The organism is Pseudoalteromonas sp. P1-16-1b (assembly GCF_001401785.1).
GTDB classification, from domain to species: Bacteria; Pseudomonadota; Gammaproteobacteria; order Enterobacterales; family Alteromonadaceae; genus Pseudoalteromonas; species Pseudoalteromonas undina.
On sequence record NZ_LKGQ01000019.1, the window covers coordinates 1 to 26400 of the forward strand.

The following is a 26400-nucleotide window of genomic DNA, read 5'->3' on the forward strand; positions in this document are numbered from 1 at the left end:
GATATCAGGCTCTTCAGTTTGAGCTTCAGTAGTTGGTTGCTCAGCATCGAGCAATTCATCAATATCAACTTCATCGTCTTCATCAACTAAGCTGTCGATGTCTGGCTCTTCAGTTTGAGCTTCAGTAGTTGGTTGCTCGGCATCGAGCAATTCATCAATATCAACTTCATCGTCTTCATCAACTAGGCTATCGATATCAGGCTCTTCAGTTTGAGCTTCAGTAGCTGGTTGCTCAGCATCGAGCAAGTCGTCAATATCAAACTCGTCGCCCTCTTCAACTAAGCTGTCGATATCTGGCTCTTCACTTTGCTCTTCAGTAGCCGGTTGCTCAGCATCGAGCAAGTCATCAATATCAAACTCGTCATCTTCATCAACTAAGCTGTCGATATCTGGCTCTTCGCTCTGATCTTCAGTAGCTGGTTGCTCAGCATCGAGTAAACTGTCTATATCAAACTCGTCATCATCAGCTTGTGCTGTTACATCATCTGCTTGTTCATTATTCTCATCAAGCAAGTCGTCAATGTTAAAGTCTTCGCCCTCTTCAGCAAGTTCTTCACTAAGTGCTGCCATATCATCATTCGATTCACCTTTAGGTTCATCTGGCAGAGCATCGTCGTCTTCTTCGTCAAACAGGCTATCTAAGTCATCTGAACTTAAAATATCATCCGATTCGTCAAGATTAATAGTATCGCCCGTGTCATCTTCATTTGAGCTATCAAAGTCTTGTTGCATGAAAACATCAAGTTCATCGTCTTCGGTATTTTCGTCTTCAAAAACAACATCATCACTGAGTAGGCTTTCTAACTCATCTTGATCTAGAAGACTGTCGTCATCGAGATCATCGTTTAAATCAACATCATCATCGAGTAACACGTCATCCATGTTATCGTCTAGTTGCACACTTATATCATCAAGTGGATCGGGGGCTGGCGCTTCATCAAGAGTGGGCTCTGGCACTTCATCTATCGGATCAGTAAACGCTGGAGCTTGAGGAATAAACTCATCATCGTCACTTTCAGGCTCTTGATTATTACTTCGCTTACGCAACCACATAACAACGGCAAAAATGATCAATAAAGCCGGAATGGTCATTAATAAAATCAGCACTAAAGGATTCGAAAGTAGCGCGGCAAAGCTAAATTCACTCTCTTGCTCTACCTCTTTTAATTTTTGCTGCGCAATAATCTCATTTTGCTTAAGGATTAATTCTTTTAACTGTTGCTGTATTTCACTGTCTTGACCAAGCTGTAAGCGAACGTTTTCTAACTCGTTTGAAATACCTGTAAGCTGTTTTTTTAGGTTGTTGTTTTCAACTAAGATCTCTTCTACGTTGCTAACTGAACTTTTAAACTGCTGCTGAAGCTCAACTAATTTATTACCTTGGTCTGTTTTTATCGCTTTTAATTCTTGTTGTAACTCTTTTTTAGCTTCATCAACATCAGCTTTGCGAGCTTGCGTGACTTGTGTTTGTGCTGAATTAATTTCTGCTTGAGTAAGCGTACCATTTTTCTTTTTTTCCCACAGGTCATCATCTTGCTCAGAGCGTTGCTTAGCTAATTGCGGGTTTACTCGTCTAATTTCTGCCAAAGTAGGTATCTTTAAATAAGAACCGCTTCGCATGTGATTTAAATTTTGTTCTAAAAATGAGTTGGGGTTTTTGTTATACAAGGCCTGCATAACTTGGTAAATGCTAACTGAATTATCGGGACGAACCTTAACGGCAATGCGCCAAAGTGTATCGGTTGGTTTTATTGGCCCAATAGAACGCCCCTGTGCGCCGTAATCTGCGCCTTTGGGCCCTCTTAATTGGGTACTGTCTTGAGAGTAAACAGTCGTTACCATCAGTGCAGACGCTAATATAATAAGTGAAACGAAACCGCGCATGCTGATCCTTTAATGTTTAAATGTTAACACAGCGCTTTCAATTGGCGCTTAAACATTGATTATTCTTGCCGTTGTTAACCACGTGGCTAACGCACATTTTTATTACAATCTATTTTTATTGCAAGCTCTATTCCAGTTACAAACTATAAACCAGTTAAGCCATAATATCCATCGCAACGCATTGAAAATAAATACCTTAAACATCAAGATAAAAATATTTTTATGTTGTTTATCAAAGTGTTTACACTACTGTTGTTTATAAGTGGCAAAAAAATGGCAATTTAAGCACAAAAAAACGGCAAGCCACTTTGGTTTGCCGTTTATTGGATTATCACTGTATTCTGGCTAATTACATATAATTAGCGATCAGTTCTTCTGCTATTTGCACACTGTTGGTTGCTGCCCCTTTACGGGTGTTATCACTTACTACCCACATATTTAATCCATGTGGGTGTGAAATATCGGCACGTAAACGGCCAATGTAAACAGTGTCGTTACCACTGGCATCAGAGACAGCCGTTGGGTAATCACCCGCATCATCAATTAGCTCAACACCCGGTGCATCGCTCAATAATTGCTTCACATGCTCAAAGTCATAAGGCATACGCGTTTCTATATTAATTGACTCAGAATGACCAAAGAACACCGGTACACGAACGCAGGTCGGGTTTACTGCAATGGTGGTATCGCCTAAAATTTTATGCGTTTCGTTTACCATTTTCATTTCTTCGCGTGTATAGCCATTGTCTTCAAAGCTATCGATTTGCGGAATAACATTAAACGCAATTTGCTTAGGAAAAATGTCGTTTTCCATTGGACGTGCATTCATTAAGTTAGCTGTTTGTTTTGCCAGTTCATCAACCGCTTCTTTGCCTGCACCCGACACTGCTTGGTAGGTTGAAACGTTAATACGATCAATACCGTAGGCATCATAAATAGGTTTAAGCGCGAGCATCATTTGAATAGTTGAACAATTAGGATTAGCGATTATATTACGGTTTCTAAAATCGGCTAAACTCGCTGAATTCACTTCTGGCACAATTAGCGGCACTTCAAAGTCATTTCTAAAGTGTGAGGTATTATCAATAACAATACAGCCCGCGTCTGCAGCAATCGGGGCGTACTTTTCAGACACACTGCCACCAGCAGAAAATAAGCCGATATGCGCTTGGCTAAAGTCAAAGCCTTCAACATCGCGTACTTCTATGCTCTCACCACGAAACTTTATATCTTCGCCGGCACTTCGGCTGCTTGCTAATAAAAACAGCTGATCGACCGGAAATTTACGATCTTCCAAAGTTTCAATGATTTGACGACCAACAAGGCCGGTAGCGCCGAGTACGGCAACGTTATATTTTTGCGACATATTTCATCCTCTGTAAGCACGGTTAAAACAACCGCGCTAATTAAATTAGTTTACTGTGGTAAAGCCAAGCTGGGCAAGTGCAGCAAGCTCGGTGCTATCACCTTCAACCATCACAGTGCTAAACTCACGGCGGGTTGGATAGTTTTTTCGTAAGCTGTCAAAGCCTTCATCGGCTAAGTGACGTAGTAAAATGCCATCATCACGGCGTACGTCATAAACTAAATGCACTAAACGGGCTATATCTGTTTCGCTAAAACTGCTTTCTAGGGTGACTTTTTTAATCGCTGGAGGCGGTAAAAAATCATCAAGCGATTTTATTGCGTTAACCCCTTTGAGCTCACATAAGCGCTGGTACAACATTTGTGTACCTCGCGCTTTACCTTCAAGGGTATGCCCTGCAATGTGAACACTGGCATAGCGCACGTGCTCCAGTAATTCAGTTAAAATATTAGGTTCATTTTCCCAAACATCCAGCACTAAATCGAGTTCAGCTCCGGCTTGCATCACTTCAAGTAAGGCTTGATTGTCAATTACATCACCTCGGCTGGCGTTTATTAACGTTAACCCAGATTTAAGTTTAGTTAAGCGTGTTTTATCAAGCATGTGCAGGGTTTTGTGCCTACCCGTTTTAATCAACGGCACATGAAAAGTAACAATATCTGACTGCGCTAATAGCTCATCAAGCTCAACATGCTCGGTTAATAGCCCTTGCCCATGCTTAATTGGATCGCACAATAGTAAATTAACGTTCAGTGCTTTTAACTTTTGCGCTAAACAACTACCAATATTACCTACACCCACAATACCGATTGTTTTACCACTTAACGGACTGGCATTTTCTTGGCTTAATGCAAATAAGCTACTTATTACATACTCAGCTACGGCAATGGCATTACAGCCAGGCGCACTGGTAAAGCCGATATTGTTAGCACTGAGCAAATCAGTATCAATATGATCAACACCAATCGTGGCGGTACCTACAAAGCTTAGTTTATTCGCCTGTGCTAATAGTTCACTGTTAACTTGAGTAACTGAGCGGGTAAGCAGTACATCAACATCGATAAGTTGTTCAGGGGTTAATTGCCTGCCATCAAATCGTTCAACCTCACCCATATCTTTAAAGAATTGCTCAACTAAAGGCATATTTTGATCGGCAAGAATTTTCATTGTGAGTCCGTTTGGCGAAATGAGGCGCTATTGTAACGAACAACCCCCTATTAGCACAAACGAAAAAGCCGAGCATTTTGCTCGGCTTTAAAATAGTTAACGATTAACTTAACCTTTGTATTTGCTCATTACTAGCGTGGCATTAGTACCGCCAAAACCAAAGCTGTTAGACATAACCGTGTTTAGTTCAACGTCTTTTGCTTCAGTCACAATATTCAAGCCTGCCGCTTGTTCATCTAACTCATCAATATTGATAGATGGCGCAACAAAACCGTGCTCAAGCATGAGTAATGAAAAGATAGCTTCGTGTACGCCAGCCGCACCCAATGCATGGCCTGTCATTGCTTTAGTGGCACTGATCATTGGTGAGTTACCACCAAATACTTCTTGAATAGCGCCAAGCTCTTTAACATCACCTACCGGTGTTGATGTACCGTGGGTATTTAAGTAATCAATGCTGTCAACGTTTTGCATAGCTTGGCGCATACAACGTGCTGCACCTTCACCCGATGGTGCAACCATGTCGTAACCATCTGAGGTTGCGCCGTAACCGGTAATTTCAGCGTAAATATGCGCGCCACGAGCAAGTGCATGTTCAAGTTCTTCAACTACCACAATACCGCCACCAGCTGAAATTACAAAACCATCGCGGTTTGCATCGTAAGTACGTGATGCTTTTTCAGGTGTGTCGTTATATTTAGTAGAAAGCGCGCCCATAGCGTCAAACTCCATTGCTAACGTCCAGTGAAGCTCTTCACCGCCGCCTGCAAAAATAACGTCTTGTTTGCCTAGTTGAATTTGTTCCACCGCGTGGCCAATACAATGCGCAGAAGTCGCACACGCAGAACTAATTGAATAGTTAACACCTTTAATTTTAAACGGCGTTGCTAAACATGCAGAGGTGGTACTTGCCATAGTACGTGGCACCATGTAAGGGCCAACGCGCTTAACGCCTTTTTCACGAAGAATATCAGCCGCTTCTACTTGCCATTTTGATGAACCACCACCAGAGCCAACTAATAAACCAGTACGCTCGTTTGATACTTGCTCGTCGCTAAGACCCGAATCTTCAATCGCTTGCGCCATTGAAATATAAGAGTAAGCCGCCGCATCGCCCATAAAGCGCATTGCTTTACGATCAACATGCTCTTTAACATCAATATCAATTTTACCTGATACATTGCTACGCAATTTGTAATCAGCAAATTCTTGATTAAAAGCAATACCACTTTTACCCGCTTTTAGTGACTCTAATACTTCTTGTTTATTATTGCCGATGCTTGATACAACACCGATGCCTGTTATTACGGCTCTTCTCATGGGTAATTCCCTTAGCTTAATACTTAATTGTGTTCTATTTTACGCGAATTTAATCATCTAAGTGGTCAGCTTTCTAGCGTACACTTGTACTCTGAAGCTACAGCTTATAAATAACGCCAGACTATTTCAAAGAAAACACGTAAAATAATTAAAAAATTATCTATAAATTGAATTGGTCATGATAAAAAACGCCCATATACACTTTAACGACTTAGGCACACCAGTTGCCAATGACTTTGACGATGTTTATTTTTCTAATGACGACGGCCTTGCTGAATCGCATTATGTGTTTTATCAACAAAACAGTATAGATACACGGTTACAAAATCATGACCGTGAACACTTTGTTATCGCCGAAACCGGTTTTGGTACTGGGCTTAACTTTTTGAATGCATGGCTGCAGTTTTCTGACCACTTACAGTGCCTACAAGTTCAAAATGAACAACCAAATAAAGTGCAGCGATTACATTTTATTTCTTTTGAAAAATATCCACTTAGCGTAAATGATTTAAAACAAGCCTTGCAAGCTTGGCCTAGTTTAAGCCATTTAAGCGACCAACTCATTACCCACTACCCGATTAATTTAAATGGCTGCCACCGACTTGAATTTGCCAATGGCCGTGTAATCCTCGACCTCTACTTTGGCGACGTACTGGAATGTATTAATAGCATGAGCTACCCACAAAGTGGGCTGGTTGATGCGTGGTTTTTAGATGGCTTTGCGCCAAGTAAAAACCCCGATATGTGGCAGCAAAGTGTATTTAACGCCATGGTTGATATTTCCAGAAGCAATGCCACATTAGCCACGTTTACCGCTGCGGGCTTTGTGCGCAGAGGACTAAACGAGGCAGGCTTTAGCATGCAAAAAGCCAAAGGCTTTGGCCGAAAGCGTGAGATGCTAATTGGCACACTTGCTCAAGCCAACCCAAAACAATCAGCTCCCGCCTATTTTGAGCATCACCCCTCACCGCTTTCAAGTGTGGCTGTTATTGGCGGTGGTATAGCGAGCAGTTGCATACTTTATAGCCTCGCAAAGCGTGGGATAAAAAGCCACTTATTTTGCCAAGATGAAAAACCCGCAATGGGTGCATCGCACAATGTGCAAGGGGCTGTGTATCCACACTTACAGGCAAAAAACTCGCCACATAGTGAATTATTTGCCCACAGTTTTTTATACGCAAAGCGGCTTTATAATCAATTACTCAACAATGGCTTTTTGTTTGATCACCAGTGGTGTGGTGTATTACAACATGCAGTAAAACAGCCATTGGCAGATCGCCATCAGAACCTCGCTGATAAACAACTGTGGCCAGAGCAGCTTATGCGAAATGTGACTGCTAATCAGGGTGATGCTATCGCTGGGGTTAAAACAGGTTACTCAGGGGTGTTTTTTGAACAAGGCGGCTGGGTTAATCCCCCGCAGTTAGTTTGTGCAATGTTAGATGCCGCACAGCAATTAAATTCGTTTGAAAGCCTATTTAACTGCCATATTGAGCAATTTAATAAACAACCCGATGGTTGGTACTTAACCACGCAAAAGCAAACATTTGGCCCCTTTAGCGATGTGATTATTTGTACTGGTGAGCACAGTGATGCATTTACGCAAACCAAAACACTTCCCATTGTTAGCGTTCGCGGCCAAGTGTCACATGTTCAGGCAAGCGAGCAATCACGTAAACTTAATACTGTGTTGTGCCACAAAGGCTATTTTACTCCCGCTTATTTAGGTCATCATTGTATGGGCGCCACCTTTGAAAAAAATAGTAAGAGCCGTGAAGTAACCGAGCAAGACAACCACACTAACCGTGAACAATTACTGAGTTTTTATAACAACACTGAATTTGCCATCAGCTTAGGCGATATTAGCTCAGCCAAAGCCGCTGTTCGCTGTAGTTTTATTGACCACTTACCTATGGCTGGTGAATGGGTGGAGCAAACTGATTATACACATGCATTTGCTAATTTACGTTTAGGCAAGCGCTATCAATATCAGCCATTAGAAAAACCACAACAGGGCCTACATATTTTTACCGGCTTTGGCGCGCGAGCATTGTGCAGTGCACCGTTATCTGCCGAGCACTTAATAAGTAGTTTAAACAATGAACCTCGCCCACTAAGTGAGCGTTTAAGCCAAGCAATTCACCCTGGCCGCTTTATTGTTCGTGACCTTATTCGCAATAAAATTTAAAAGGCAGATCACACTGCTCACACTAAAAAATAAACCTATACTTTAAAAACAAATTATTACCCCCAGCTCTTTAGTACAGTAGATAAAGTTTAAGTCGGCTGTTTTGTCTTATAAAATAAGGAGTATGTGATGAGTAAAACATTAATAATTGGTGCCAGTGGGCAGATTGGTAAACTAACCACCCAACTATTGCTTGAACACCAACATCCTGTAGTGGCTTTAGTGCGTGACAAAAGTAAATTAGATGACTTAAATAGCGACTATTTAACAATCGTAGAGCAAGATTTAGAAAATGATTTTAGCGATGCGATGCACGGTTGCGACCATATCATTTTTGCCGCAGGTTCAGGCGGGAACACCGGCGCAGATAAAACCTTACTTATTGATTTATGGGCCGCCACCAAAGCCATTAATTACGCAAAAGAGCATGCCGCTAAGCACTTTACAATGGTGAGCTCTATTGGTGCTGACGATCCAGATGCAATTCAAAGCGATTTAAAACCCTATTTAGTAGCTAAGCATATGGCAGATAGACATTTAATTAATAGCGGGCTCAATTATACGATTGTACGTCCAGGCTCACTCACAAATGAGAATGCCTCAAAACTTATTTCTACCGAACGTCCCAAAGATCGCGATAAAGCAATCATTAGCCGTGAAAATGTAGCCCATGTTTTATTTACTATTGCCACAGAGCAAGGCAGCAATCGCTGCATATTTGAAGTATTTGATGGCGACAAACCAATAAAAGCCGCTATTAAATAAGCATTACATTCATCCCTTGCCATGCAAGCTGTATGGCAAGCAGGGTTAAAATAACTTTAAAAATAACCCTAAAACGCGCCACCGATAACTGCTTAAGTAACTTAATCCCTAACCATGTGCCAATGGCTCCGCTTAAAATCATCGCTAGTGTTAACGGCAACCATTGCCAAAAGCTAAAGCCAAGCCCCGCATAAACAACGGCTTTTAAACTATGCTGCAAGGTCATAATACTTGAAAAAGTCGCGGTAAATTTAAGCTTATCGTAATGATTAATATGTAAATAACTCGCTACCAAAGGCCCACTTGCTCCGACAAAAGTCGAGATAAATGCGGTTATTAAGCCCGCTAGTAAGCGCCCTAATCGTGAGTCTTTATTAAATTCAGGAATTGTTCCCCACAATAAATAAATCACAAATAAAGCCACAAACAGCTTCATGCTATCAAGGTTAATATCGCTTACTACTTGGCTTGATAGCCCCGCGCCAATTAATCCACCCAGAGTAAAATACAACAACATCGGCTTATCAAGATGGGCAATACTTAACAACAACCGATTGGCATTAGAGCCCAACTGCACTAAACCATGAACCGGCACCACCACCGCCATAGGCATAACCGACGCCATTACCACCAACAGCATTAAACCACCGCCCGCACCAAAAGCCGCCGATACAAACGAAGTAAATCCCGCCAGTAAAATGAGTAAAAGCGAAATTAAAGGGGGGATGTGTTCAGCTGTAAAAATATCCATATCTATGCCCGCTGTTAATCATTAACTCATAATACAAAAAATAGGCAAGTAAGCGACTAGTCTTTTAGTGGTATGGGGTTCGGGGTTCGGGGTTCGGGGTTCGGGGTTCGCAAGATAAACCAAAGCACAATAAATTCAATAACTTCAGCCATAAAAAAACCCGCGGCTTGATTGCTCAAGTTGCGGGTTTTTTAGGGTTTTTAAACAAACGAATTTAAAAACCGTTATTGGTGGAGCTGGGGGGATTTGAACCCCCGTCCGAAAAGCCTCGACCGTCGGTACTACATGTTTAGTATTGTCATTTAATTAACCTTTAAATCCCGGACAAACACGGTAGATAAAGGCGAGGCCGCTTAGTTTTAACGCTTCAACCCCGGCCAGGGTTTCCGTCGCGATCAGGTGTTAGGGTGACACTCCAAAATCCAGTCCACAAGAATACATGGAAGGAGCGCTAGCCAGCCTAAGCTGCTAGAGAGTAGTTATCGTCGTTTGCGATTACTTTAAATTGCGGCTTTTTTACGAGGCAAACCGCACCTCGACATGCACCTTGGGCTTCTTGAATTCCGTCGAATCCTAATCAGCCCCTGAATAAGGTTACTCATTCAGAGCGTGCAAGCAGTATAACTGAGTAACCCATCAATACTCAACACCTTAGGCACTTTATTTTATCGCTTGGTTAATCATGCATCAAACACACATGTAAATGTAAAATATTGAACAATTAAGAAACAATTACTTAACAATGATGGTGCTTTATGCTCAAATGCAAGGCTAGACCTTGGTCTAATAAATTATAAAAAATAATAACAGGCATATTACCTAGAGGATTTATAAATGTCGGTTTTTTCTTTTGATGAGCAAACGGGGTATATCTCTTTAGTTTCCCACCCACAAGTTTCAGGTTTAGCCTCAACAGCAACACAGCTTATTGAATTAATTGGCCGGTCAGAATATTGCGAGTGTGAAGTTATTGCTAGCAATATTGGTAAGCTGTTTGCTCAAAATAACGCCGAAGAAGCCCCCTCTTTAGTAATTGCTCAAGCCATTGATGCAAAGCTAACCATAAACATCGATGAAAAGAATATGCTCGTTGAAGCTACCCTTATTACTGCCAAGGGCGGTAAATTGCTTAGCATGGAACAAGCGATTGAAGAGTTCTCACAAGCAGGGGTTGTAAAAGGCATTAGTTCTCATGCATTAGAACAGTTATTGGCGCAACAGTTCGAACAACCCCCAGGAAGCACGCATTGCGCCGAAGTCGCTTTTGGCCGTGCACCTAAAGTGGGTAACGATGCCAAATTTGTGCGCCTTTGCTGCACAGCGCAAGACCGCGTACTTAGCCCGCAAGCTAAAGGCGGTGGTAAAGTCGATATGAGAAACCTAGGTGATATTATTACTGTAAAACCTGGTTGTGAATTAATGCGGCGCATTCCAGCAACATCGGGGGTTGATGGGTTTACTGTGTTTGGTGATGTACTAACTGCAACCTCCGGCAAAGAACATAAATTACAACCTTTTGACGGCACTAAAATTGCGCCTGACAACCCCAACTTATTAATTGCCGACTGTACTGGCGTACCGGTTGCCCTTCCCCGTGGTATGCGTGTTGATGATGTTTTATGCTTTCACAATATTGACCCAAGTACTGGGCATGTTGAATTTGATGGCAGTATTATAGTCAGTGGTGATATAAAAGATGGCATGCGCGTGACCGCCAGCGGCGATATTACTGTTTTAGGCTTTGTTGAATCGGCGCAGCTCAAAAGTGATAGCGCCATCACAATAGTAAAGGGTGCAATTGGCAGAAAGCGAGAAGCAGATGAGCCATTTACCTGTTCTATTTTAGCTAAACGAACCGTTGCGCTTGGTTACTCTCAATACTGTGACATAAAAACGGATCAAAACTTACTAATAGATCGCCAATCATTACATTGTGACTTGAGTGCTGGAAATTTAATTAGGGTGGGCAGCGCAAAAGATCCTAAAGGGAAAATTATTGGTGGCCATATTCTAGACGCAATGCGCATTGAAACAGGTGAATTGGGCGCACCAGCAGGAACTAAAACCCGTGTTTGCATCGCACAGCGATGGTATGTGCTAAAACAAAAACAAGCGCAAATCACTGACTTTGAAAAAGTTTTAATCGGTAAGTCAATTGAACTACAGCAAGCGCGCCAGCGAATTAATAAACAAGTTGCAAGCGCACAGCGTCAGCAGTTTTTGAATAAAATAACAACGAATGAAGAACACATAGCAAACCGAAGCGCCAGCATCAATCAGCAAAAGCAGTTACTAAGAAAGAAAATGGCGCAGCTTTTAGCGCTCAGTCGCTTAAAAGTTAATGAGCTTATGCACCCTGGGGTAGAGCTTAAAATTGCACGAGAATCAATTAGCTTTTCGCGTAATTACCCACCACATTTAATCACCCACAGTGAAGGTAAAATAACCCAATCGTTTTAATTTCGCTGATTAAAACTGACTCAGCTCAAAAGTGAACATTCACTATTGTGCTAATCTTGGTTGCTTGCTTCGTCTTCGCTTTGTTGTGTTTCGTCTACAGCAAGCGGCCAACCACCTAGTTGCTGCCAACGATTTACAATTAAACAGTACAGTTCAGCAGTACGTTCTGTATCGTACAACGCTGAATGCGCCTGTTTGTTATCAAACTCTATCCCTGCTGCGCGACACGCTTTAGCTAGTACCGTTTGCCCTAATGCCAAACCAGCAAGTGATGTGGTATCAAAACTAACAAACGGATGAAATGGTGTGCGCTTGATATTATTACGCTCAATAGCCGCATTTAAAAAGCCGTGATCAAAAGCGGCATTATGAGCAACCACCACAGAGCGCTGGCACCCTGCGGCTTTTTGCGCTTTGCGCACTACTTTACAAATTTCTTTAATCGCCTCTTCTTCTGGGACTGCCCCTCGAAGTGCTGAAAAAGGCTCAATCCCATTAAACTCAATGGCAGCTTGCTCAATGTTTGCCCCCTCAAACGGTTGCACATGAAAATGAACGGTATGATCGATACTAAGCAGCCCTTCATTATCCATTTTTAAAACGGACGCTGCAATTTCTAGTAGTGCGTCGGTTTCTTTGTTAAAACCGGCGGTTTCAACATCAATAACCACTGGAAAAAAGCCACGAAAGCGTTGCGCGAAAAGTGTTTGCTCAGTATTTGCCATAGTATTCTTGGTTTATAGGGATTAGCTGTCTATTATGTCAAAATTGGTGGCCTGTCGGCTAGGGGATTTATTGATTAATTACAGTTAAACTATAGGCATGTTACTTGCTTTGTAATTAGCGTTTGCGCTGAATTATTTGCTGTTGCGTAATATTTTACGGCTTTTGTCACTTTTTTGGCAGAGCTAGATAACTGGAGAATTCTCGATGAAGTGTAAGTTGTTATTTATTAGCCTAGGCATTAGTAGTGTGCTGTATAGTTTGAATACAACTGCGGCAATGCGCCAGTACACGGCTAACCAAGATAATTCAAATTGGAACTTGGTTAAAACAACTCGCTTGCAATGCCAATTAAATCATGAAGTTCCCTACTATGGTGAAGCTGTTTTTAAAGCATCAGCAAGTAAAAACAAAGATCTCACTTTTAATTTAGACATGGTGGTGCGCCCAGAAAATTACGCGATTGCCGGTTTAAAAGCGGTACCACCTAGCTGGCGAGCAGGCCGCCCTGCCCGTGATATTGCTGATATGAAATTACTTAAAAAGTTTGATGGTGAATTAGGCAATAAAACAGCATGGGAAATGCTGACTGAGCTTGAAAAAGGCAACCAACCCACTTTTTACTACCAGGACTGGCAAAATAGTGCCGATAAAATTGCCGTGGGTATGTCTAATGTTAATTTTAAGCAAGCGTATTGGGCGTTTTTACAATGCCGAGACGAATTGCTGCCATACAATTTTGAAGATATTTCGTTCACTATAATGAATTATGAATCGAATAGCAGTAAGTTAACCAAGTCATCGCAGCAACGCCTTGATAAAATTGCTGAATATTTAAAAAACGACCCGAGTATAGAATCAATCAATATTGCATCGTACACCGATAGTTATGGCGGTCGCTGGAATAACCTCGATTTATCTAGAACCCGTGCTAAGGCGATTAAAGATTACATGGTTGGCTTAGGCGTTGATGAAGCTAAAGTGGTTACTGAAGGTTTTGGTGAAAAACGCTTTGTAGATACCAATGACAATATTTTAGGCCGAGATAAAAACCGCCGCTTGGTGATTCAAATAGCAAAAATGTAAGTTAAGCTCCCTCCTTTAATGGCCGAATGTGTAATTTAAGCACTTTCGGTCAATACCTATCAATTTAATCATGCCTCTATTGTGAAAAACCAATACTCTAACCATTTAGTTATTAACATTTGGCTTTTTATTTTTTCATTTATATTAATAAGTTAAATTTCATTTTTTAATGATTTTGGCTTTTTTAATACAGTTGTAAATAGAAGATTACATTTTATTTTGTCTCTTTTATGACAAAACTATTTAAGTTTTGCACAACTAGTTATATCTTGCGTGTCTCTCACGTTTGATCAGGATCATTAAGTGCTTAAAAATAAAACAATAGGTAGCATGTTAATTGTTGCAGGAACTACCATAGGCGCGGGTATGCTTGCCCTACCAATCGCCTCTGCGGGGCTCGGGTTTAATACGGCAATGGTGTTAATTGTCGGCTGTTGGTTACTAATGACCTACACTGCATTACTTATGTTGGAGCTGCACCAATATGCCCCTCGCGATGCGACTTTAAATACACTGGCTAAGCTTTGGCTTGGTAAACGTGGCCAGTATGTAGCTAACTTTTCGATGATATTCTTATTTTATGCACTGTGCGCTGCTTACATAGCCGGTGGTGGTGCTCAGCTACAAGAGCGCATTAATACTGGGTTTAATCTTAGTATTGCTCCACAATTAGGCTCCGTTATTTTAGCCGTATTGATTGCAGGTGTGGTGACTTTAGGCACTAGTAAAGTTGATAAGCTTAACCGAGTACTATTTAGTGTAAAAATAGTAGTTTTGGCTAGCTTGTTTTATATGCTAACACCTTATGTACATGGCCAACACTTATTGGAAATGCCTGTTGAGCAAGGGCTGATACTGTCGGCTATCCCGGTGGTATTTACCTCTTTTGGTTTTCATGGTTCTATTCCTTCTATTGTTAAATACGTCGGGCTTGATATAAAAACCTTGCGCAAAGTTATGATTGCAGGCGCCTCTTTACCACTGGTTATTTATGTATTTTGGCAAGTATTAAGCCAAGGCATAATGAGCCAAGATCAATTACTACAAAGCGAAGGGTTAACTGGGTTTGTAGCCAGTGTGGCCAATATTGCCAATAACGCCAATGTTTCTACTGCGGTTAAACTCTTTGCCGACTTAGCTCTAGCAACGTCATTTTTAGGGGTAAGCTTGGGGTTATTTGACTTTTTTGCTGACACATTCAAAAAAGCAGACACGGGGGCTGATAGAATTAAAACAGCACTTATTACTTTTGTTCCTCCTCTTGGATTTGCTTTATTTTACCCGCAAGGATTTATTATGGCATTAGGCTATGCAGCCATTGCTTTGGTTATATTGGCAGTATTTTTACCTGTTAGCATGGTGTACAAGCAGCGTCAGGGGATTGAAAAAGAAGGCTATAAAGTACGCAGTGGTAATATTGGTTTAGCCATAGCCGCTTTGTGTGGTATTTCAATTATTAGCGCACAATGCCTGCAAATGGCAGGACTTATACCAGCTATAGGCTAGCCCCTATAGTTGTTCTAATGTGTGCACCCCAATGATGGTTTTGGGGTACACACCATTCAAACGTCAATTGTTAACGTTAAAATACTATCGCTTGCCCTCTTCCGCTTTGCTCAGACGCCGCATCTAATTTGCCATCATTATTGATAATCACATGCATATCACCAAAGTGACGCTCATCCACTGTATAACCCATTTTTATTAGCTGTTGCTTTACTGAGGACTCCAAACCCGAGTGCGCTCTAATCACATTTTTAGGCCATAACTGATGGTGAAAACGCGGGCTATTTACTACTTCATTTGCGCTCATATTAAATTCAATCGCATTGAGTATTGATTGATACACTGAACTAATAATTGTGGTGCCGCCAGGCGACCCTGTTACCATTTTCACCTTATTATTACTGAGTAAAATGGTTGGAGTCATAGAGCTTAACATACGTTTATGTGGCTGAATTTCATTCGCTTTTCCGCCAATGGCGCCAAATACATTCATAACCCCGGGCTTAGCGCTAAAGTCATCCATTTCATCATTTAAAATAAAGCCAGCGCCTTCTACGACTACGCCACTACCAAACCCTAAATTGATGGTGGTGGTATTAGCAACGGCATTCCCCATGTTATCAATAATAGAAAAGTGAGTGGTTTGTTCGCTTTCTTTTAAACCCGGTTTAATATTTTCAGTGGTAGAAATGGCCTTTAAATCTATACTATTGCTGCGGTTTTTAAGATAGTTTTCTGCAAGTAACTTAGCTGTAGGCACTTGGTAAAAATCAGGATCGCCTAAGTATTCTGCCCTATCAGCAAACACTCGCTTACCTATTTCAGCAAGTAAGTGCACATACCCAACTGAATTATGTGATGGTGCAGTTATGGGCTTTTTAAGCTCATACATTTTAAGCCATTGTAATATAGCAATACCGCCGGAGCTTGGTGGCGGTGAAGTAAGCACTTGATAGCCGTTCCACTTAGCTTTTATAGGAGTACGAGACTTTGCGCGGTAATTTTTTAAATCGTCTTGAGTAATAATACCGCCATGTTGCTTCATAAAGTTTGCGATGATCGTTGCAGTTTCACCTTGATAAAAACCATCTTGGCCATTATCGCGAATGCGTTTGAGTGTCGCTGCAAGCTCAGGTTGTTTAAAAAGCTTACCTGATGTAGCGCTTGCAAAATAACTGGCAAAGTTTACTTTAATGTTTTTATTGTTTAGGTGCTCTATGTAGCCCTTAATTAACTGAGCCAACTTTTCGGGCACCACGAAACCTTGCTCAGCTAATGTAACCGCAGGTTGTACTAAGGTTTTCCAAGGAAGTGTGCCATGCTTCTTATGTGCTAGCCACATACCAGCAACACTCCCAGGTACGCCACTGGCATGAATACCATAAATAGATTTATTAGCAATAACTTGCCCTTGCGCGTCTAAATACATATCACGATGTGCGGCGTTCGGTGCAGTTTCACGGTAATCTATAAAATCACCTTGGCCATCCTTATGAATAAGCATAAACCCACCGCCGCCAATATTACCCGCCTCGGGAAGCGTAACGGCCAATACAAACTGTGCTGCAATGGCTGCATCAACCGCGTTCCCCCCCTGTTCTAACACAGCTTTTGCAGCATGTGCACTAAAAGTGTCAGGCATGGCAACGGCACTCTGTTTAGCCGCTACATTAAAAACACATAACTGTATTACCACAATACTACTGATAATTAGCTTGCTTGGTGAAAAAAGTGCTCCCATCCCATATCCTTAGGTTATTTTTATACATTGATGGCAAACATTAATGCATAGTAACAAACATCAGGTCAATATTTAGATGCTACATTTTTAAGGCTTAGGAAGTTTTAGCTCAACTGCACGGCTTTGAATAAAGCGCAGCAGTTAAGTTTGAGCCATCATCAGTATGAATATAATAGTGCTGTAGCTGCATACCGAGCTTTTTCATGATGTTAATTGAGCCAACGTTGGCGGTCAGCGCTGTGGCACTGATTGCCTTTACTTGCGACTGTTTTTCAATCGTTGAGCAAATCGCTTGTGCCGCCTCAATTGCATAACCCTTACCCCAACTCGCTCGTTTAAACCGCCAGCCTACTTCAATATCACTAAAGTCAGGCGTATCTGAAAAAAAGCCCATCGGCCGAACAAGCACCCAGCCAATAAAAGTATTACTTTCACGCAGAGTTACTTGCCATAGTCCCCAACCTTGTTGCTCATTGCGATAAGCGAGCATTCTTGGAATGGCTTTCGTTTTTATCTCTTCAAGAGTGGTAGGTTTACCTTGAGTTAAATACTGCATAACGGCTGGGTCTTGATCGAGCTCATATAATTGCTGCCAATCATTTTCGTTCATTAATTTAAAACTTAATCGTGTTGTTACAGCTATGTTCATTTTCATTGTTGTATAGTTACCTCTGAAATATATTTTTCACTAAAGGAGATAGTCAATGAAGAAATTAGCAGGTTTAGCATTATTAGGCACTTTAATTACACTAACAGGGTGTGAAGATGCCAACGAAGTGAAACAAGACGCCAAACAAACGAGCGCTGAAGTTCAAGAAAAGCTAAACGAAACGTGGAACGACGTTAAAGAAAAAACCAATGAGCTTAAAAATGACGAGTCATTAAATGAGCTACTCGAAGAGAGTAAAGCGATGGGCTTAGACATGTACGATGACGGCAAAGAAGTAGCTGTTGATGCATGGATCAAAAGCAAAGAAGCGGCTGGCGAGCTCACTGAAAAAACTAAGCAAAAAGCACGTGAAATTGCGGCAGAAATTGAGCAAGTACGTGAAGAGCATAAAGAAGGTTAATTATTTTTAACCATAAAAAAAGGTAAGCCATGGCTTACCTTTTTTGTTTTATTTTTAGAGCAAGTTATAGATTATAGTTCAAAGTCTTTTTTGAATTTTAAACCAAACTCACTACGATCATTGCTGCGCATTACGCCAACAAAGCCAGTTTGCTGCAGGCGACCTACATCGTAAACTTCGTTTAATACGTTCTCACCATATAGCGTTACTTCCATATCGCCGTATGGATTAGTGTAAGAAATATTAAAACCAACTAGCTCACGCGAATCAATCGTTTCACTTTTATTGAAAACTGACTGACCTTGCATTTCGCTACGGTACGAGTAGTTTGCATTTAATGCAACAGTGCCACCATTGCTTAAATCAACAAAGTAAGATGGAGCAACCATCACTGTCCAACGAGGTGTCAGTGCTGGTGAGTCACCTTTACCAATACCTTGTACACCCTCAGCCACTTCTGTAATTTCAGAATCTAAGTAACCTACTGCAGTGCGAATAGTAAAGTCGTCGGTTAGTGCAATTGTGGTTTCAAGCTCAATACCTTGCGCTTTAGACTGGCCTGCATTTTCAACGATAGTTACAAAGCCACCGCCCGCGGTTGGATCTGAGAATGGCAATGCTAAATCAGTGTAGTCAGTAACAAACATTGCAAGCATCATAGATACATTTTCATGTACCTGGCCTTTTAAACCAATCTCGTAGTTAACTGCTTTGGTTTCATCAAACGATACAAACTGATCCGGACCACCAAATGGGCGCGGTGGAAAGCCACCTGTTTGGTAACCTTTTTGCACTTGACCGTAAACGTTCATATTATTGCTAAGCTGGTATGAAGCATTAATGTCCCATGTCACTGCATTAAAGTCTGCACTAATGTCTTTACGTTCAGGGAAGGTTGGGAAAATAGCATTCGCATCTTTTTTATCTTCTGAGTAACGAAGACCACCGCCGATTGTTAAATCATCAGTTAAATCGTAACTACCGTTGATGTAAGCTGCGTATGAGTTTGTTTCTTGATTGATTTCAAAAAAGCCAAAACCACCAAATGACGGAGTAACACCATCATTCAATAGACCATTTGGCGTGTTAAATGGGCTAAATACAAAATCTTCTGAGCGAGTAAAACCATCTTCATTAAAGAAGTATAGACCCGATACAAAGTCCATCTTATCAAACGTTGCGTTTAACTGAACTTCAAAAGAGTATTGATCTGCACCGCCTACTTCTGGGAACTCAGATAAGTTAAGTGGTGATGCATCATCATCTAAGCCACCTTCATACTCAGAAGTACGGTAGCTTGAAATAAACTTAGCTGTATACGTGTTATTAATGGCCCAGTCAGCTGTAAATGACGTGCCCCAACCAGAATATGAAGTTGACTCAATACCTGCAACCGTTGTGCCTAAATCATCAGGGTTTTGAGGAATTAAGTCTTCAGTTAATAATGGGAAATCGCCATTAAAGACATCATTTGAATCTAATGAATCTGTCAGTTCAATAGTATAAGGCGATTGACCTGACTCATTATCAACGCCATCTAGCGAGAAGGTAAACGCTAAATCACTGGTTGCTTCGTATTTAAGTGCGATACGACCACTAAACTCTTGCTCTTCACCAATTTCTTTTTCAGGGTTAGCTAAGTTTACTGCTGTACCTACCCCATTACGTTGTTTGTATGACGCACTTGCTGACATGCTTAGATCGTTAGTTAGTGCATTATTAAAGTAAATATCACCCGCAACTCGACCACGACTGCCCACTTTAGCGGTTGTTGTTAGAATACCTTCATCACCAGGTTGTTTAGTAATTACGTTTACTGCACCACCTAATGTGTTACGGCCATAAAGTGTGCCTTGTGGCCCACGTAGAACTTCAACTCGCTCTACATTAGGAAGTGATAAGTTAGACCCCATTTGGCGACCTAAGTAAACACCATCTAGGTAAACACCTACGCCTGGATCGGTTGTTATAATGTGATCTTGCAAACCAATACCACGAATAAACACTGAGGCATGTGCTGCATTACCAACACCATAACGAGTAATGTTTAAGTTAGGAACGTATTTACCAATATCTTCTAAGTTACCCATATTGGCTTTATCAATAAGGTTAGCACCTATTGATGTAATCGCAGTTGGAGATTCGAACAAGCTCTCTGTACGTTTACGAGCTGTCACTTCAATTTTTTCAAACGCGTCTTGTTTGGCTGTCGTTTTAGCTTCTTGTGCATTTGCGGAAGTTGTTAGGGCTGCAATAACCGCTAAACTTAACTGTGAGAGGGTGCGTAATTTCAAGGTTTTCTCCAAAGGGTATTAATTTAATTATGCGTTATGCTGTGTAAACATAAATTGTAGGCATAAAAAAAGATGCTTTAGATGCATCTTTCCTCTGGGAGTGTATTGTATTACATAAAAGTTACAATATGTATATTTAACTTTAGTTTAAGCAAAAAAAAATTAATTTTTAACTTTTTAACCTAAACTAATTATCTAAACAATGACGCAGTTCTAATTTAAATTAAGACTTTAATACTAACCACCACCGATATTGCTCATTAATAACACAATCGGTTTATTGTAAAAAACACATTAAAGCTACTTGAAGTTATGACAATATCCAAAGACCCTTTATATTTAAATATTAAGCAAAACCATTTTTAGGTGAAAAGCATGACAAAAAAACAGACCACGCAATCAGCAAACATGCTTTTTAATAACACCCCCTACAATCCGTTATTTTTTACAACATTAAATAGCGACATATTGTTAGTCAGCTATTCAGCACTCAATACGCTTACAAATTACGAACTTCTGAGCCATTTTATACAAATCAATAATTATCAGGGATTGGTTATTTTTAATATTCCTAAAGATACTGATGTTATTTCACTAAAAGAATGGCCAAACTTAAAAGGTCTTTTTTATCAAGACACCAATGAAGAGCTATTCAACAGGGGGTTAGATGCAATTACACAAGGAGAATTGTGGTTTCCACGCACAATCAGTGATATTTGGATGCGCCAAATGCTCGATACAGAGCAAAAAAATGCTTTGCAAACAAGTAACCTAACCGATAAAGAAATTAAAGTGCTTAACCTACTCTTTAGTGGTCTTCATTCCAGTGCTATTGCTGATAGTTTATTTATAAGTGAAGCTACGGTTAGAGTACACTTACATAAAATTTATAAAAAAATAGCGGTCAAAAATAAACAGCAGGCAATTCGTTGGTGCCAAGATAACCTAAAAAATATAAATACGCGTTCATAACTAAAAAAATAATTACTACTTAATACGTACTGTAATAAACATAACCTCATCATAAATAACTCAAATAACTCAGTTGGTTACATTACCTTAGATAAAGAAATCCTTAATTTTCAATCACAGCCATGCGTTCTTGTTGCAAAAAAGTAGTGAAAAGTACTTAATTTATTAATTTTAATTAGAAAAAAGTTAATACTCATCTTATACTGCAGCGGGATACACATGAAATTAAATAGGATACACAATGAAAAAACTATCTGTAGCAGTAGCAATTTGTTGCGCACTTGCCACAAGTAACGCGAGTGCTGAAGTTCGTATTAATGGGTTTGCTTCTATTGTCGGTGGTAAGTCGCTCGATAGTGATCAAACGTTATATGGATATGATGATGATATTTCATTTAAAAATGAAAGCGTGTTTGCTCTTCAGCTAACCGCAGACCTGCAAGAGAAGCTATCCGCTACAGCGCAGATAGTGGCTCGCGGCGAAAATGATTTTGACGCCGACTTTGAATGGGCATACTTAACTTATGAGATATCTGACGAATTACAAATCAGTGCTGGTAAAATGCGTGCACCTTTTTATCGCTACTCTGACTTTTTAGATGTTGGCTATACCTACCGCTGGGTGCGCCCACCTCAGTCTGTATATAACTTACCGTTTTCAACCTATGAAGGCCTAAGCTTATTACATACAACTCAACTTGGTGATTGGGACTCTACTCTTCAGGTTATTTACGGCAGCTTCGATGATAACATTGCCGTAGTATCTGTTAACGGTGATACCGAGCTTAACGACATTGCAGGGTTAAACTGGACATTGAGTTACGATTGGTTCAGTGCTCGCGCTGCTTACTTTGTTGCTGAAACAAGTATTGAGATTGAAAATGATACGGCCGAAGGTATGGCGCTTAATGGCTTAGAACAAGCCCTTCGTAACTCAGGTTTTGTTGATCAAGCAAACAGTATTGCTATTGACGAAGACGATGGTGCATTTTTAGCACTTGGCTTTTCAATTGATTACAACAATATCTTGTTCGACGCTGAATACACACAGTTTGAAGTAGATAACAGTGCGCTCGCTAAGCAAACTCAATATTACACATCTTTAGGCTACCGTATGGACGACTGGCTTGTTCATTTAACCTATGAAAACAACGATGATGAGCATGATAGTAATCGTTATAATGCACTACCAAATGTACCGCCGTTAAATGCTGGGCTTAACCAAGTTTTGGAAGGCTCTAAAGCTAAGAGTAATGTATACACGATTGGTGCTCGTTATGACTTCCACCCAATGGCTGCCTTTAAAGTAGACTTTAGCCGCCTAAAAGATGATATCTCAAATACTGAAACTGACGTAGTTGCCGTTGGCGTTGATTTAGTATTTTAATTGGAGCGAATGATGAAGAAATTAATTTTAGCCAGTATGCTAACACTATGTAGTACTGCAGCATTTGCTGAAGTTGCAGTAATCGTTAACCCAGCGAATGCCAATGCAGTAAGCCAAGACGATATTAAAAAAATATACCTTGGCAAGAGCAAATCGTTTGCTGATGGCACCAAAGTAAACCCTGTAAACCAAAATGGTACTGCGGTAGCTGATGAATTTAACGACAAGCTTGTTGGTAAGTCAGGCAGCCAGTTAAATGCTTATTGGTCAAAGCTGGTTTTTACTGGTAAAGGCACACCTCCAGGTAAACTGGATAATGACCAAGCCGTGATTGATTTTGTAGCTGCTAATACAGATGCGATTGGCTATATTGATAGCGCTAAAGCAAGCGATAAAGTCAAAGTAGTAGGCAAGTATTAATCTGCTAAATTAAAAATAAAAAGCCCGCAATAAATACTTTATTGCGGGCTTTTTTATGCCTATTATTTACAACCTTAATAAAACATTAAAATATCGCCTTAACGACTACTCATCAATTTTAAACTTAGCAGTTGCATCTAATAAGTTATCTGAAAGGTAATGTAAGTTTTTAGCCACATCTCTTACGGCTTTGAGTGAGCTCATCGTATCTTCGAATGAAACATGCATATTAGATACGTTGTCTACAACCATTGCGGCTACTGAGGTTTGCTCTTCAGTTGCTGCTGCAATTTGCGAGTTCATACCATTAATTTCTAGTATTTGCTCGGCTATTTTTTCAATCGAAACACCGGTTTGCTCTGCTGCACTGGCATTATCGGTTGCCATATCTCTTGCAGAGGTCATAGCCGTCACAGATTCATTGGCTGCGACACTTAGGGTACTTAATAACTCACGAATTTCATTGGTTGACTGTGCAGTGCGTGATGCAAGCTCACGGACTTCATCAGCAACCACAGCAAAGCCTCGTCCATGTTCACCCGCGCGTGCAGCTTCTATTGCGGCATTTAGGGCTAATAAGTTTGTTTGCTCGGCAATGGATGTAATTACATTTAGTATTTGCGATACATTTTTAGTGTCATCGGCTAACTTATTAATGGTGTTGGCCGCTATATTAATTTCATCGCTTAGAGTGCGCGATGCGTTAACAGACATTTTTACTTGAGCACGGCTTTGATCTACTTCTTTTTCTGCTGTTTGCACGGCATTAGATGCGCTTGCTGCTGATTGTGAAATATCGCCAACACTTTGCTTCATCTCTTCCATAGACTGTTTAACAACATCGGCATCGGTAGTTTGCTTAGTGGTTGCTCGCTCAGCTCGCTCCATTCCCTGTACAAGACGGGTTGAGTTTTCCATTAACGGTTCACATACCGCGATGACTTCTAAAACTGTTTCTCTAAGCAAGCTAATGAATGCATTAAAGTTTATTGATACCTGACCTATTTCATCTTCAGAGTTAACGGCAAGCTTTGTACTTAATGACCCTTTACCACTTGCTAAAAGACTCAGGTTATTAGCGGCATCACTGGCTGATGAACCAATATTACGTGCAATCCAAATAGCCATAAGCAACAACAGTGTTAATGATACAACCGCAACAACCAGCATTAAGTTAAGTGCATCATCTGAGCGTGCTTTTGTATTAGCAACAAGCTGGAAGAAGCGATCATCTGCTTTTTGCTGCGCACTTTTAAAGCTAGTTAAAACAGCTTCATAAAGGCTTGTTTTAAGCTGAGCCTGTTGTTGTATTTTACTAAAATCAGCCGTGCCATTAACCATACCGTTGGCAATCGTTGCAGATATTTTCTCATAATTAGTCAGTCGCGTTTTTGTGTCGCTATTAATATAAGATGCATTAATTGTTTCTATTGCGTCTATATTCATGATGAGCTGCTGGTAAGTTTCACTCGCTTTTGTTACTAAATCTTGCTCGCCAAACGTTACAGCCTGAGTATATAACTCATCTAACTTTTCTAAAATGCTTACATTAGCCAAGGTTAATTTGGCAACTTTATAAGAAGATTTCTCCATTTCATCAAGTGATATGCGATTTTCGTTCATAGCAAAGTAATTAACCAAAACAATTACTAAGAATGCGATTATCGCTATAGATGTAATTGCATGTATTTTTTTAGTAATGCTGAGGTTTTTAAAAGAGAAACCTGAAGCCATATTAATTTACCCCGTTTAATTATCTATAGTTATTATCGGCTTAAGATACAAAAATGTTAACTTTATTTTTAACTTTTGATGCTTTTTATACATAAAGTTAAATATACAGTAGTATTCTTTCATAAACACTTACAATTGAAATATAGAGTGTTCTACTCAATGTTCAACATTAATCCAAAAAGAGTTGTTTAATATTTTAAATTTTAGGCACAAAAAAACCAGTAACATTGCTGTTACTGGTTTTTATATTTGGTGCGGATGGGGGGACTTGAACCCCCACGCCCGAAAGCACTACCCCCTCAAGGTAGCGTGTCTACCAATTCCACCACATCCGCATTTTTTAAGCTATTGCTTAGCGTTAAGTCTTAAAGCTAACTTGAGGAAAGAGAGCAACTTAACAATTTAAACTAATTAATTTGGTACGTCAGAGCTTTGCTCTTTAGTTGATGTTACTGGAACATCTTCTTCAACTGGCGTTACAGTTTCAACAGCTGGAGCCGCTTCTAAGTTTTCCCATTCGTCAGTCTTTTTGATTTGACCGGCAGTTAGGTTACCTAAAACAATACTTAACACAAAAAAGATAGTTGCCAGAGTTGTTGTCGTTTTCGTCATAAAGTTACCGGCTCCCGAAGAACCAAAAACAGTAGACGATGCGCCTGCACCAAATGATGAGCCCATGTCAGCACCTTTACCTTGCTGGATCAAAACCATACCAACAAGCGCTAAAGCTACAATTAAATACACTACTAGTAAAATTTCGTACATCTTATACGGTCCCTTTTGCACTATTGCAGATAGCAGTAAATGATTCTGCTTTTAGACTTGCGCCACCAATTAGGCCGCCATCTATATCTGTTTGTGCAAATAATAATTCGCTATTTTTTTCATTTACGCTACCACCATATAAGATGGTTAGCCCTTGTGCTAAATCGCTGTCTAATGAAGCAATTTTGTCACGGATAAATTTGTGAACACTTTGTGCCTGTTCAGGCGATGCAGTCTTACCTGTGCCTATAGCCCAAACGGGCTCATATGCTATCACAGATTCTTTCAGTGCTGCTACACCTAATTTGTTAATTACTGCGTCAATCTGCGCAGCAACTACCTGTTCTGTTTGCCCGTTTTCTTGCTCTGTTTCACTCTCACCTACGCATAATATAGGTGTTAAACCTACTTGTTGGGCGCGAGCAAATTTTGCGGCTACGGTATCGTTACTTTCTTTGTATATACTGCGGCGCTCTGAATGACCGACCAGTACATATTTTGCACCTAGCTGTTTTACCAACTGGGCATCTACTTCACCAGTAAAGGCACCTGGCGTATTCTCTGAAACTGTTTGTGTTCCAGTAGTTACACCACTTGCAATCATTGCTGATATCAGTGGAAACGGAGGAAATAAAACAATGTTTACTTCAGAAGATTTAACATTGTTAATAGCATCAGACAGTTGCTCAACGAGTTCTAATGAACCATTCATTTTCCAATTGCCTGCGACCATCGCCTTGCGTGTTGCCATTTTTCCACTCCACATTAGAAAGCGGGCGAGATATTAACTCGACTCGCCCA

General features: G+C 40.5%; 21 protein-coding genes, 1 tRNA gene and 1 other RNA gene. 9 read left to right on the forward strand and 14 right to left on the reverse strand.

The annotated features are described in order from the left end of the window. From AN392_RS13415 to fabB, 4 genes are all read right to left on the reverse strand, one after another. A partial coding sequence (locus tag AN392_RS13415) for a FimV/HubP family polar landmark protein (protein ID WP_327078064.1) occupies positions 1-1884 on the reverse strand: 1884 nt, incomplete at its 3' end. Positions 1885-2233: 349 nt separating this feature from the next. Further along, a complete protein-coding gene (locus AN392_RS13420; RefSeq protein WP_055013002.1) occupies positions 2234-3250 on the reverse strand; it encodes an aspartate-semialdehyde dehydrogenase in 1017 nt (338 codons plus the stop codon). Between the two features lie 45 nt (positions 3251-3295). Continuing rightward, positions 3296-4417: a 4-phosphoerythronate dehydrogenase gene (locus AN392_RS13425; RefSeq protein WP_055013003.1), complete on the reverse strand. Its 1122-nt coding sequence runs from the start codon at positions 4415-4417 to the stop codon at positions 3296-3298. Between the two features lie 108 nt (positions 4418-4525). Next, the gene (gene fabB / locus AN392_RS13430; RefSeq protein WP_055013004.1) at positions 4526-5737 is read right to left on the reverse strand and encodes a beta-ketoacyl-ACP synthase I; all 1212 of its coding nucleotides are present in this window, start codon (positions 5735-5737) and stop codon (positions 4526-4528) included. A 178-nt stretch (positions 5738-5915) separates the two neighbouring features. Between fabB and mnmC the strand changes: the two genes are divergently transcribed. Together mnmC and AN392_RS13440 are read left to right on the forward strand one after the other, a co-directional pair. Continuing rightward, the gene (gene mnmC, locus AN392_RS13435) at positions 5916-7925 is read left to right on the forward strand and encodes a bifunctional tRNA (5-methylaminomethyl-2-thiouridine)(34)-methyltransferase MnmD/FAD-dependent 5-carboxymethylaminomethyl-2-thiouridine(34) oxidoreductase MnmC (RefSeq protein ID WP_055013005.1); all 2010 of its coding nucleotides are present in this window, start codon (positions 5916-5918) and stop codon (positions 7923-7925) included. 129 nt (positions 7926-8054) lie between these two features. Next, positions 8055-8690 (forward strand): SDR family oxidoreductase, encoded by a 636-nt coding sequence (locus AN392_RS13440; RefSeq protein ID WP_055013006.1) that lies wholly within the window; start codon positions 8055-8057, stop codon positions 8688-8690. Here the strand turns inward: AN392_RS13440 and AN392_RS13445 are convergent. Both AN392_RS13445 and ssrA read right to left on the reverse strand, forming a co-directional pair. Then, on the reverse strand, positions 8683-9441 hold the full coding sequence (locus AN392_RS13445) for a sulfite exporter TauE/SafE family protein (protein WP_055013007.1): 759 nt from the start codon (positions 9439-9441) through the stop codon (positions 8683-8685). The two genes, AN392_RS13440 and AN392_RS13445, sit on opposite strands and share 8 nt — an antisense overlap. A gap of 228 nt (positions 9442-9669) precedes the next feature. Beyond that, positions 9670-10026: a transfer-messenger RNA gene (ssrA, locus tag AN392_RS18495) on the reverse strand. Between the two features lie 249 nt (positions 10027-10275). Between ssrA and AN392_RS13450 the strand changes: the two genes are divergently transcribed. Further along, entirely contained in the window at positions 10276-11901 is a 1626-nt protein-coding gene (locus tag AN392_RS13450; RefSeq protein ID WP_055013008.1) for a DUF342 domain-containing protein, read from the forward strand. Positions 11902-11951: 50 nt separating this feature from the next. Here AN392_RS13450 and rnt read toward each other — a convergent pair whose 3' ends face one another. After that, a complete protein-coding gene (rnt, locus tag AN392_RS13455) occupies positions 11952-12626 on the reverse strand; it encodes a ribonuclease T (protein ID WP_055013009.1) in 675 nt (224 codons plus the stop codon). 205 nt (positions 12627-12831) lie between these two features. Here rnt and AN392_RS13460 point away from each other — a divergent pair, with 205 nt between their 5' ends. Both AN392_RS13460 and AN392_RS13465 read left to right on the forward strand, forming a co-directional pair. Further along, entirely contained in the window at positions 12832-13710 is an 879-nt protein-coding gene (locus tag AN392_RS13460; protein WP_055013010.1) for an OmpA family protein, read from the forward strand. Positions 13711-14013: 303 nt separating this feature from the next. After that, complete coding sequence (locus AN392_RS13465) at positions 14014-15216, forward strand: aromatic amino acid transport family protein (protein ID WP_082424814.1); 1203 nt, start codon at positions 14014-14016, stop codon at positions 15214-15216. 76 nt (positions 15217-15292) lie between these two features. On the opposite strand, the gene ggt is transcribed toward AN392_RS13465, so the two are convergent. Together ggt and AN392_RS13475 are read right to left on the reverse strand one after the other, a co-directional pair. Further along, complete coding sequence (ggt, locus tag AN392_RS13470) at positions 15293-16957, reverse strand: gamma-glutamyltransferase (RefSeq protein WP_055013011.1); 1665 nt, start codon at positions 16955-16957, stop codon at positions 15293-15295. Between the two features lie 109 nt (positions 16958-17066). Then, positions 17067-17612, reverse strand: coding sequence for a GNAT family N-acetyltransferase (locus AN392_RS13475; protein WP_055013012.1), 546 nt, complete (start codon positions 17610-17612; stop codon positions 17067-17069). A gap of 49 nt (positions 17613-17661) precedes the next feature. Between AN392_RS13475 and AN392_RS13480 the strand changes: the two genes are divergently transcribed. Then, complete coding sequence (locus AN392_RS13480; RefSeq protein WP_055013013.1) at positions 17662-18027, forward strand: hypothetical protein; 366 nt, start codon at positions 17662-17664, stop codon at positions 18025-18027. A 71-nt stretch (positions 18028-18098) separates the two neighbouring features. On the opposite strand, the gene AN392_RS13485 is transcribed toward AN392_RS13480, so the two are convergent. Continuing rightward, positions 18099-20321 carry a TonB-dependent receptor gene (locus AN392_RS13485; protein WP_010388016.1) on the reverse strand — a complete coding sequence of 741 codons (2223 nt, stop codon included), beginning with the start codon at positions 20319-20321 and terminating at the stop codon, positions 18099-18101. Between the two features lie 375 nt (positions 20322-20696). Between AN392_RS13485 and AN392_RS13490 the strand changes: the two genes are divergently transcribed. From AN392_RS13490 to AN392_RS13500, 3 genes are all read left to right on the forward strand, one after another. Then, positions 20697-21293 (forward strand): LuxR C-terminal-related transcriptional regulator, encoded by a 597-nt coding sequence (locus AN392_RS13490; RefSeq protein WP_010388014.1) that lies wholly within the window; start codon positions 20697-20699, stop codon positions 21291-21293. 241 nt (positions 21294-21534) lie between these two features. Beyond that, complete coding sequence (locus AN392_RS13495) at positions 21535-22680, forward strand: porin (RefSeq protein ID WP_010388012.1); 1146 nt, start codon at positions 21535-21537, stop codon at positions 22678-22680. Positions 22681-22692: 12 nt separating this feature from the next. Then, positions 22693-23100 carry a phosphate ABC transporter substrate-binding protein gene (locus AN392_RS13500; RefSeq protein WP_010388011.1) on the forward strand — a complete coding sequence of 136 codons (408 nt, stop codon included), beginning with the start codon at positions 22693-22695 and terminating at the stop codon, positions 23098-23100. Between the two features lie 105 nt (positions 23101-23205). Here AN392_RS13500 and AN392_RS13505 read toward each other — a convergent pair whose 3' ends face one another. The 4 genes from AN392_RS13505 to tpiA form a co-directional block, all read right to left on the reverse strand. After that, the gene (locus AN392_RS13505) at positions 23206-24834 is read right to left on the reverse strand and encodes a methyl-accepting chemotaxis protein (RefSeq protein WP_054201677.1); all 1629 of its coding nucleotides are present in this window, start codon (positions 24832-24834) and stop codon (positions 23206-23208) included. A 250-nt stretch (positions 24835-25084) separates the two neighbouring features. Beyond that, positions 25085-25169: transfer RNA gene (locus AN392_RS13510), tRNA-Leu, on the reverse strand. A 76-nt stretch (positions 25170-25245) separates the two neighbouring features. Beyond that, the gene (secG, locus tag AN392_RS13515) at positions 25246-25599 is read right to left on the reverse strand and encodes a preprotein translocase subunit SecG (RefSeq protein WP_010388009.1); all 354 of its coding nucleotides are present in this window, start codon (positions 25597-25599) and stop codon (positions 25246-25248) included. A 1-nt stretch (position 25600) separates the two neighbouring features. Beyond that, positions 25601-26350 (reverse strand): triose-phosphate isomerase, encoded by a 750-nt coding sequence (gene tpiA, locus AN392_RS13520; protein WP_054201678.1) that lies wholly within the window; start codon positions 26348-26350, stop codon positions 25601-25603. Between the last annotated feature and the right edge of the window lie 50 nt (positions 26351-26400).

Bases quoted from the DNA above. Each gene is read 5' to 3' on its own strand.
- AN392_RS13460 (WP_055013010.1), top strand. From the start codon at position 12,832: ATGAAGTGTAAGTTGTTATTTATTAGCCTAGGCATTAGTAGTGTGCTG.
- AN392_RS13480 (WP_055013013.1), top strand. From the start codon at position 17,662: ATGAAGAAATTAGCAGGTTTAGCATTATTAGGCACTTTAATTACACTA.
- tpiA (WP_054201678.1), bottom strand. From the start codon at position 26,350: ATGGCAACACGCAAGGCGATGGTCGCAGGCAATTGGAAAATGAATGGT.
- AN392_RS13450 (WP_055013008.1), top strand. From the start codon at position 10,276: ATGTCGGTTTTTTCTTTTGATGAGCAAACGGGGTATATCTCTTTAGTT.
- ggt (WP_055013011.1), bottom strand. From the start codon at position 16,957: ATGGGAGCACTTTTTTCACCAAGCAAGCTAATTATCAGTAGTATTGTG.
- AN392_RS13490 (WP_010388014.1), top strand. From the start codon at position 20,697: ATGACAAAAAAACAGACCACGCAATCAGCAAACATGCTTTTTAATAAC.
- AN392_RS13500 (WP_010388011.1), top strand. From the start codon at position 22,693: ATGAAGAAATTAATTTTAGCCAGTATGCTAACACTATGTAGTACTGCA.
- rnt (WP_055013009.1), bottom strand. From the start codon at position 12,626: ATGGCAAATACTGAGCAAACACTTTTCGCGCAACGCTTTCGTGGCTTT.
- fabB (WP_055013004.1), bottom strand. From the start codon at position 5,737: ATGAGAAGAGCCGTAATAACAGGCATCGGTGTTGTATCAAGCATCGGC.
- mnmC (WP_055013005.1), top strand. From the start codon at position 5,916: ATGATAAAAAACGCCCATATACACTTTAACGACTTAGGCACACCAGTT.
- AN392_RS13425 (WP_055013003.1), bottom strand. From the start codon at position 4,417: ATGAAAATTCTTGCCGATCAAAATATGCCTTTAGTTGAGCAATTCTTT.
- AN392_RS13475 (WP_055013012.1), bottom strand. From the start codon at position 17,612: ATGAAAATGAACATAGCTGTAACAACACGATTAAGTTTTAAATTAATG.
- AN392_RS13505 (WP_054201677.1), bottom strand. From the start codon at position 24,834: ATGGCTTCAGGTTTCTCTTTTAAAAACCTCAGCATTACTAAAAAAATA.
- AN392_RS13420 (WP_055013002.1), bottom strand. From the start codon at position 3,250: ATGTCGCAAAAATATAACGTTGCCGTACTCGGCGCTACCGGCCTTGTT.
- AN392_RS13440 (WP_055013006.1), top strand. From the start codon at position 8,055: ATGAGTAAAACATTAATAATTGGTGCCAGTGGGCAGATTGGTAAACTA.
- AN392_RS13445 (WP_055013007.1), bottom strand. From the start codon at position 9,441: ATGGATATTTTTACAGCTGAACACATCCCCCCTTTAATTTCGCTTTTA.
- AN392_RS13495 (WP_010388012.1), top strand. From the start codon at position 21,535: ATGAAAAAACTATCTGTAGCAGTAGCAATTTGTTGCGCACTTGCCACA.
- secG (WP_010388009.1), bottom strand. From the start codon at position 25,599: ATGTACGAAATTTTACTAGTAGTGTATTTAATTGTAGCTTTAGCGCTT.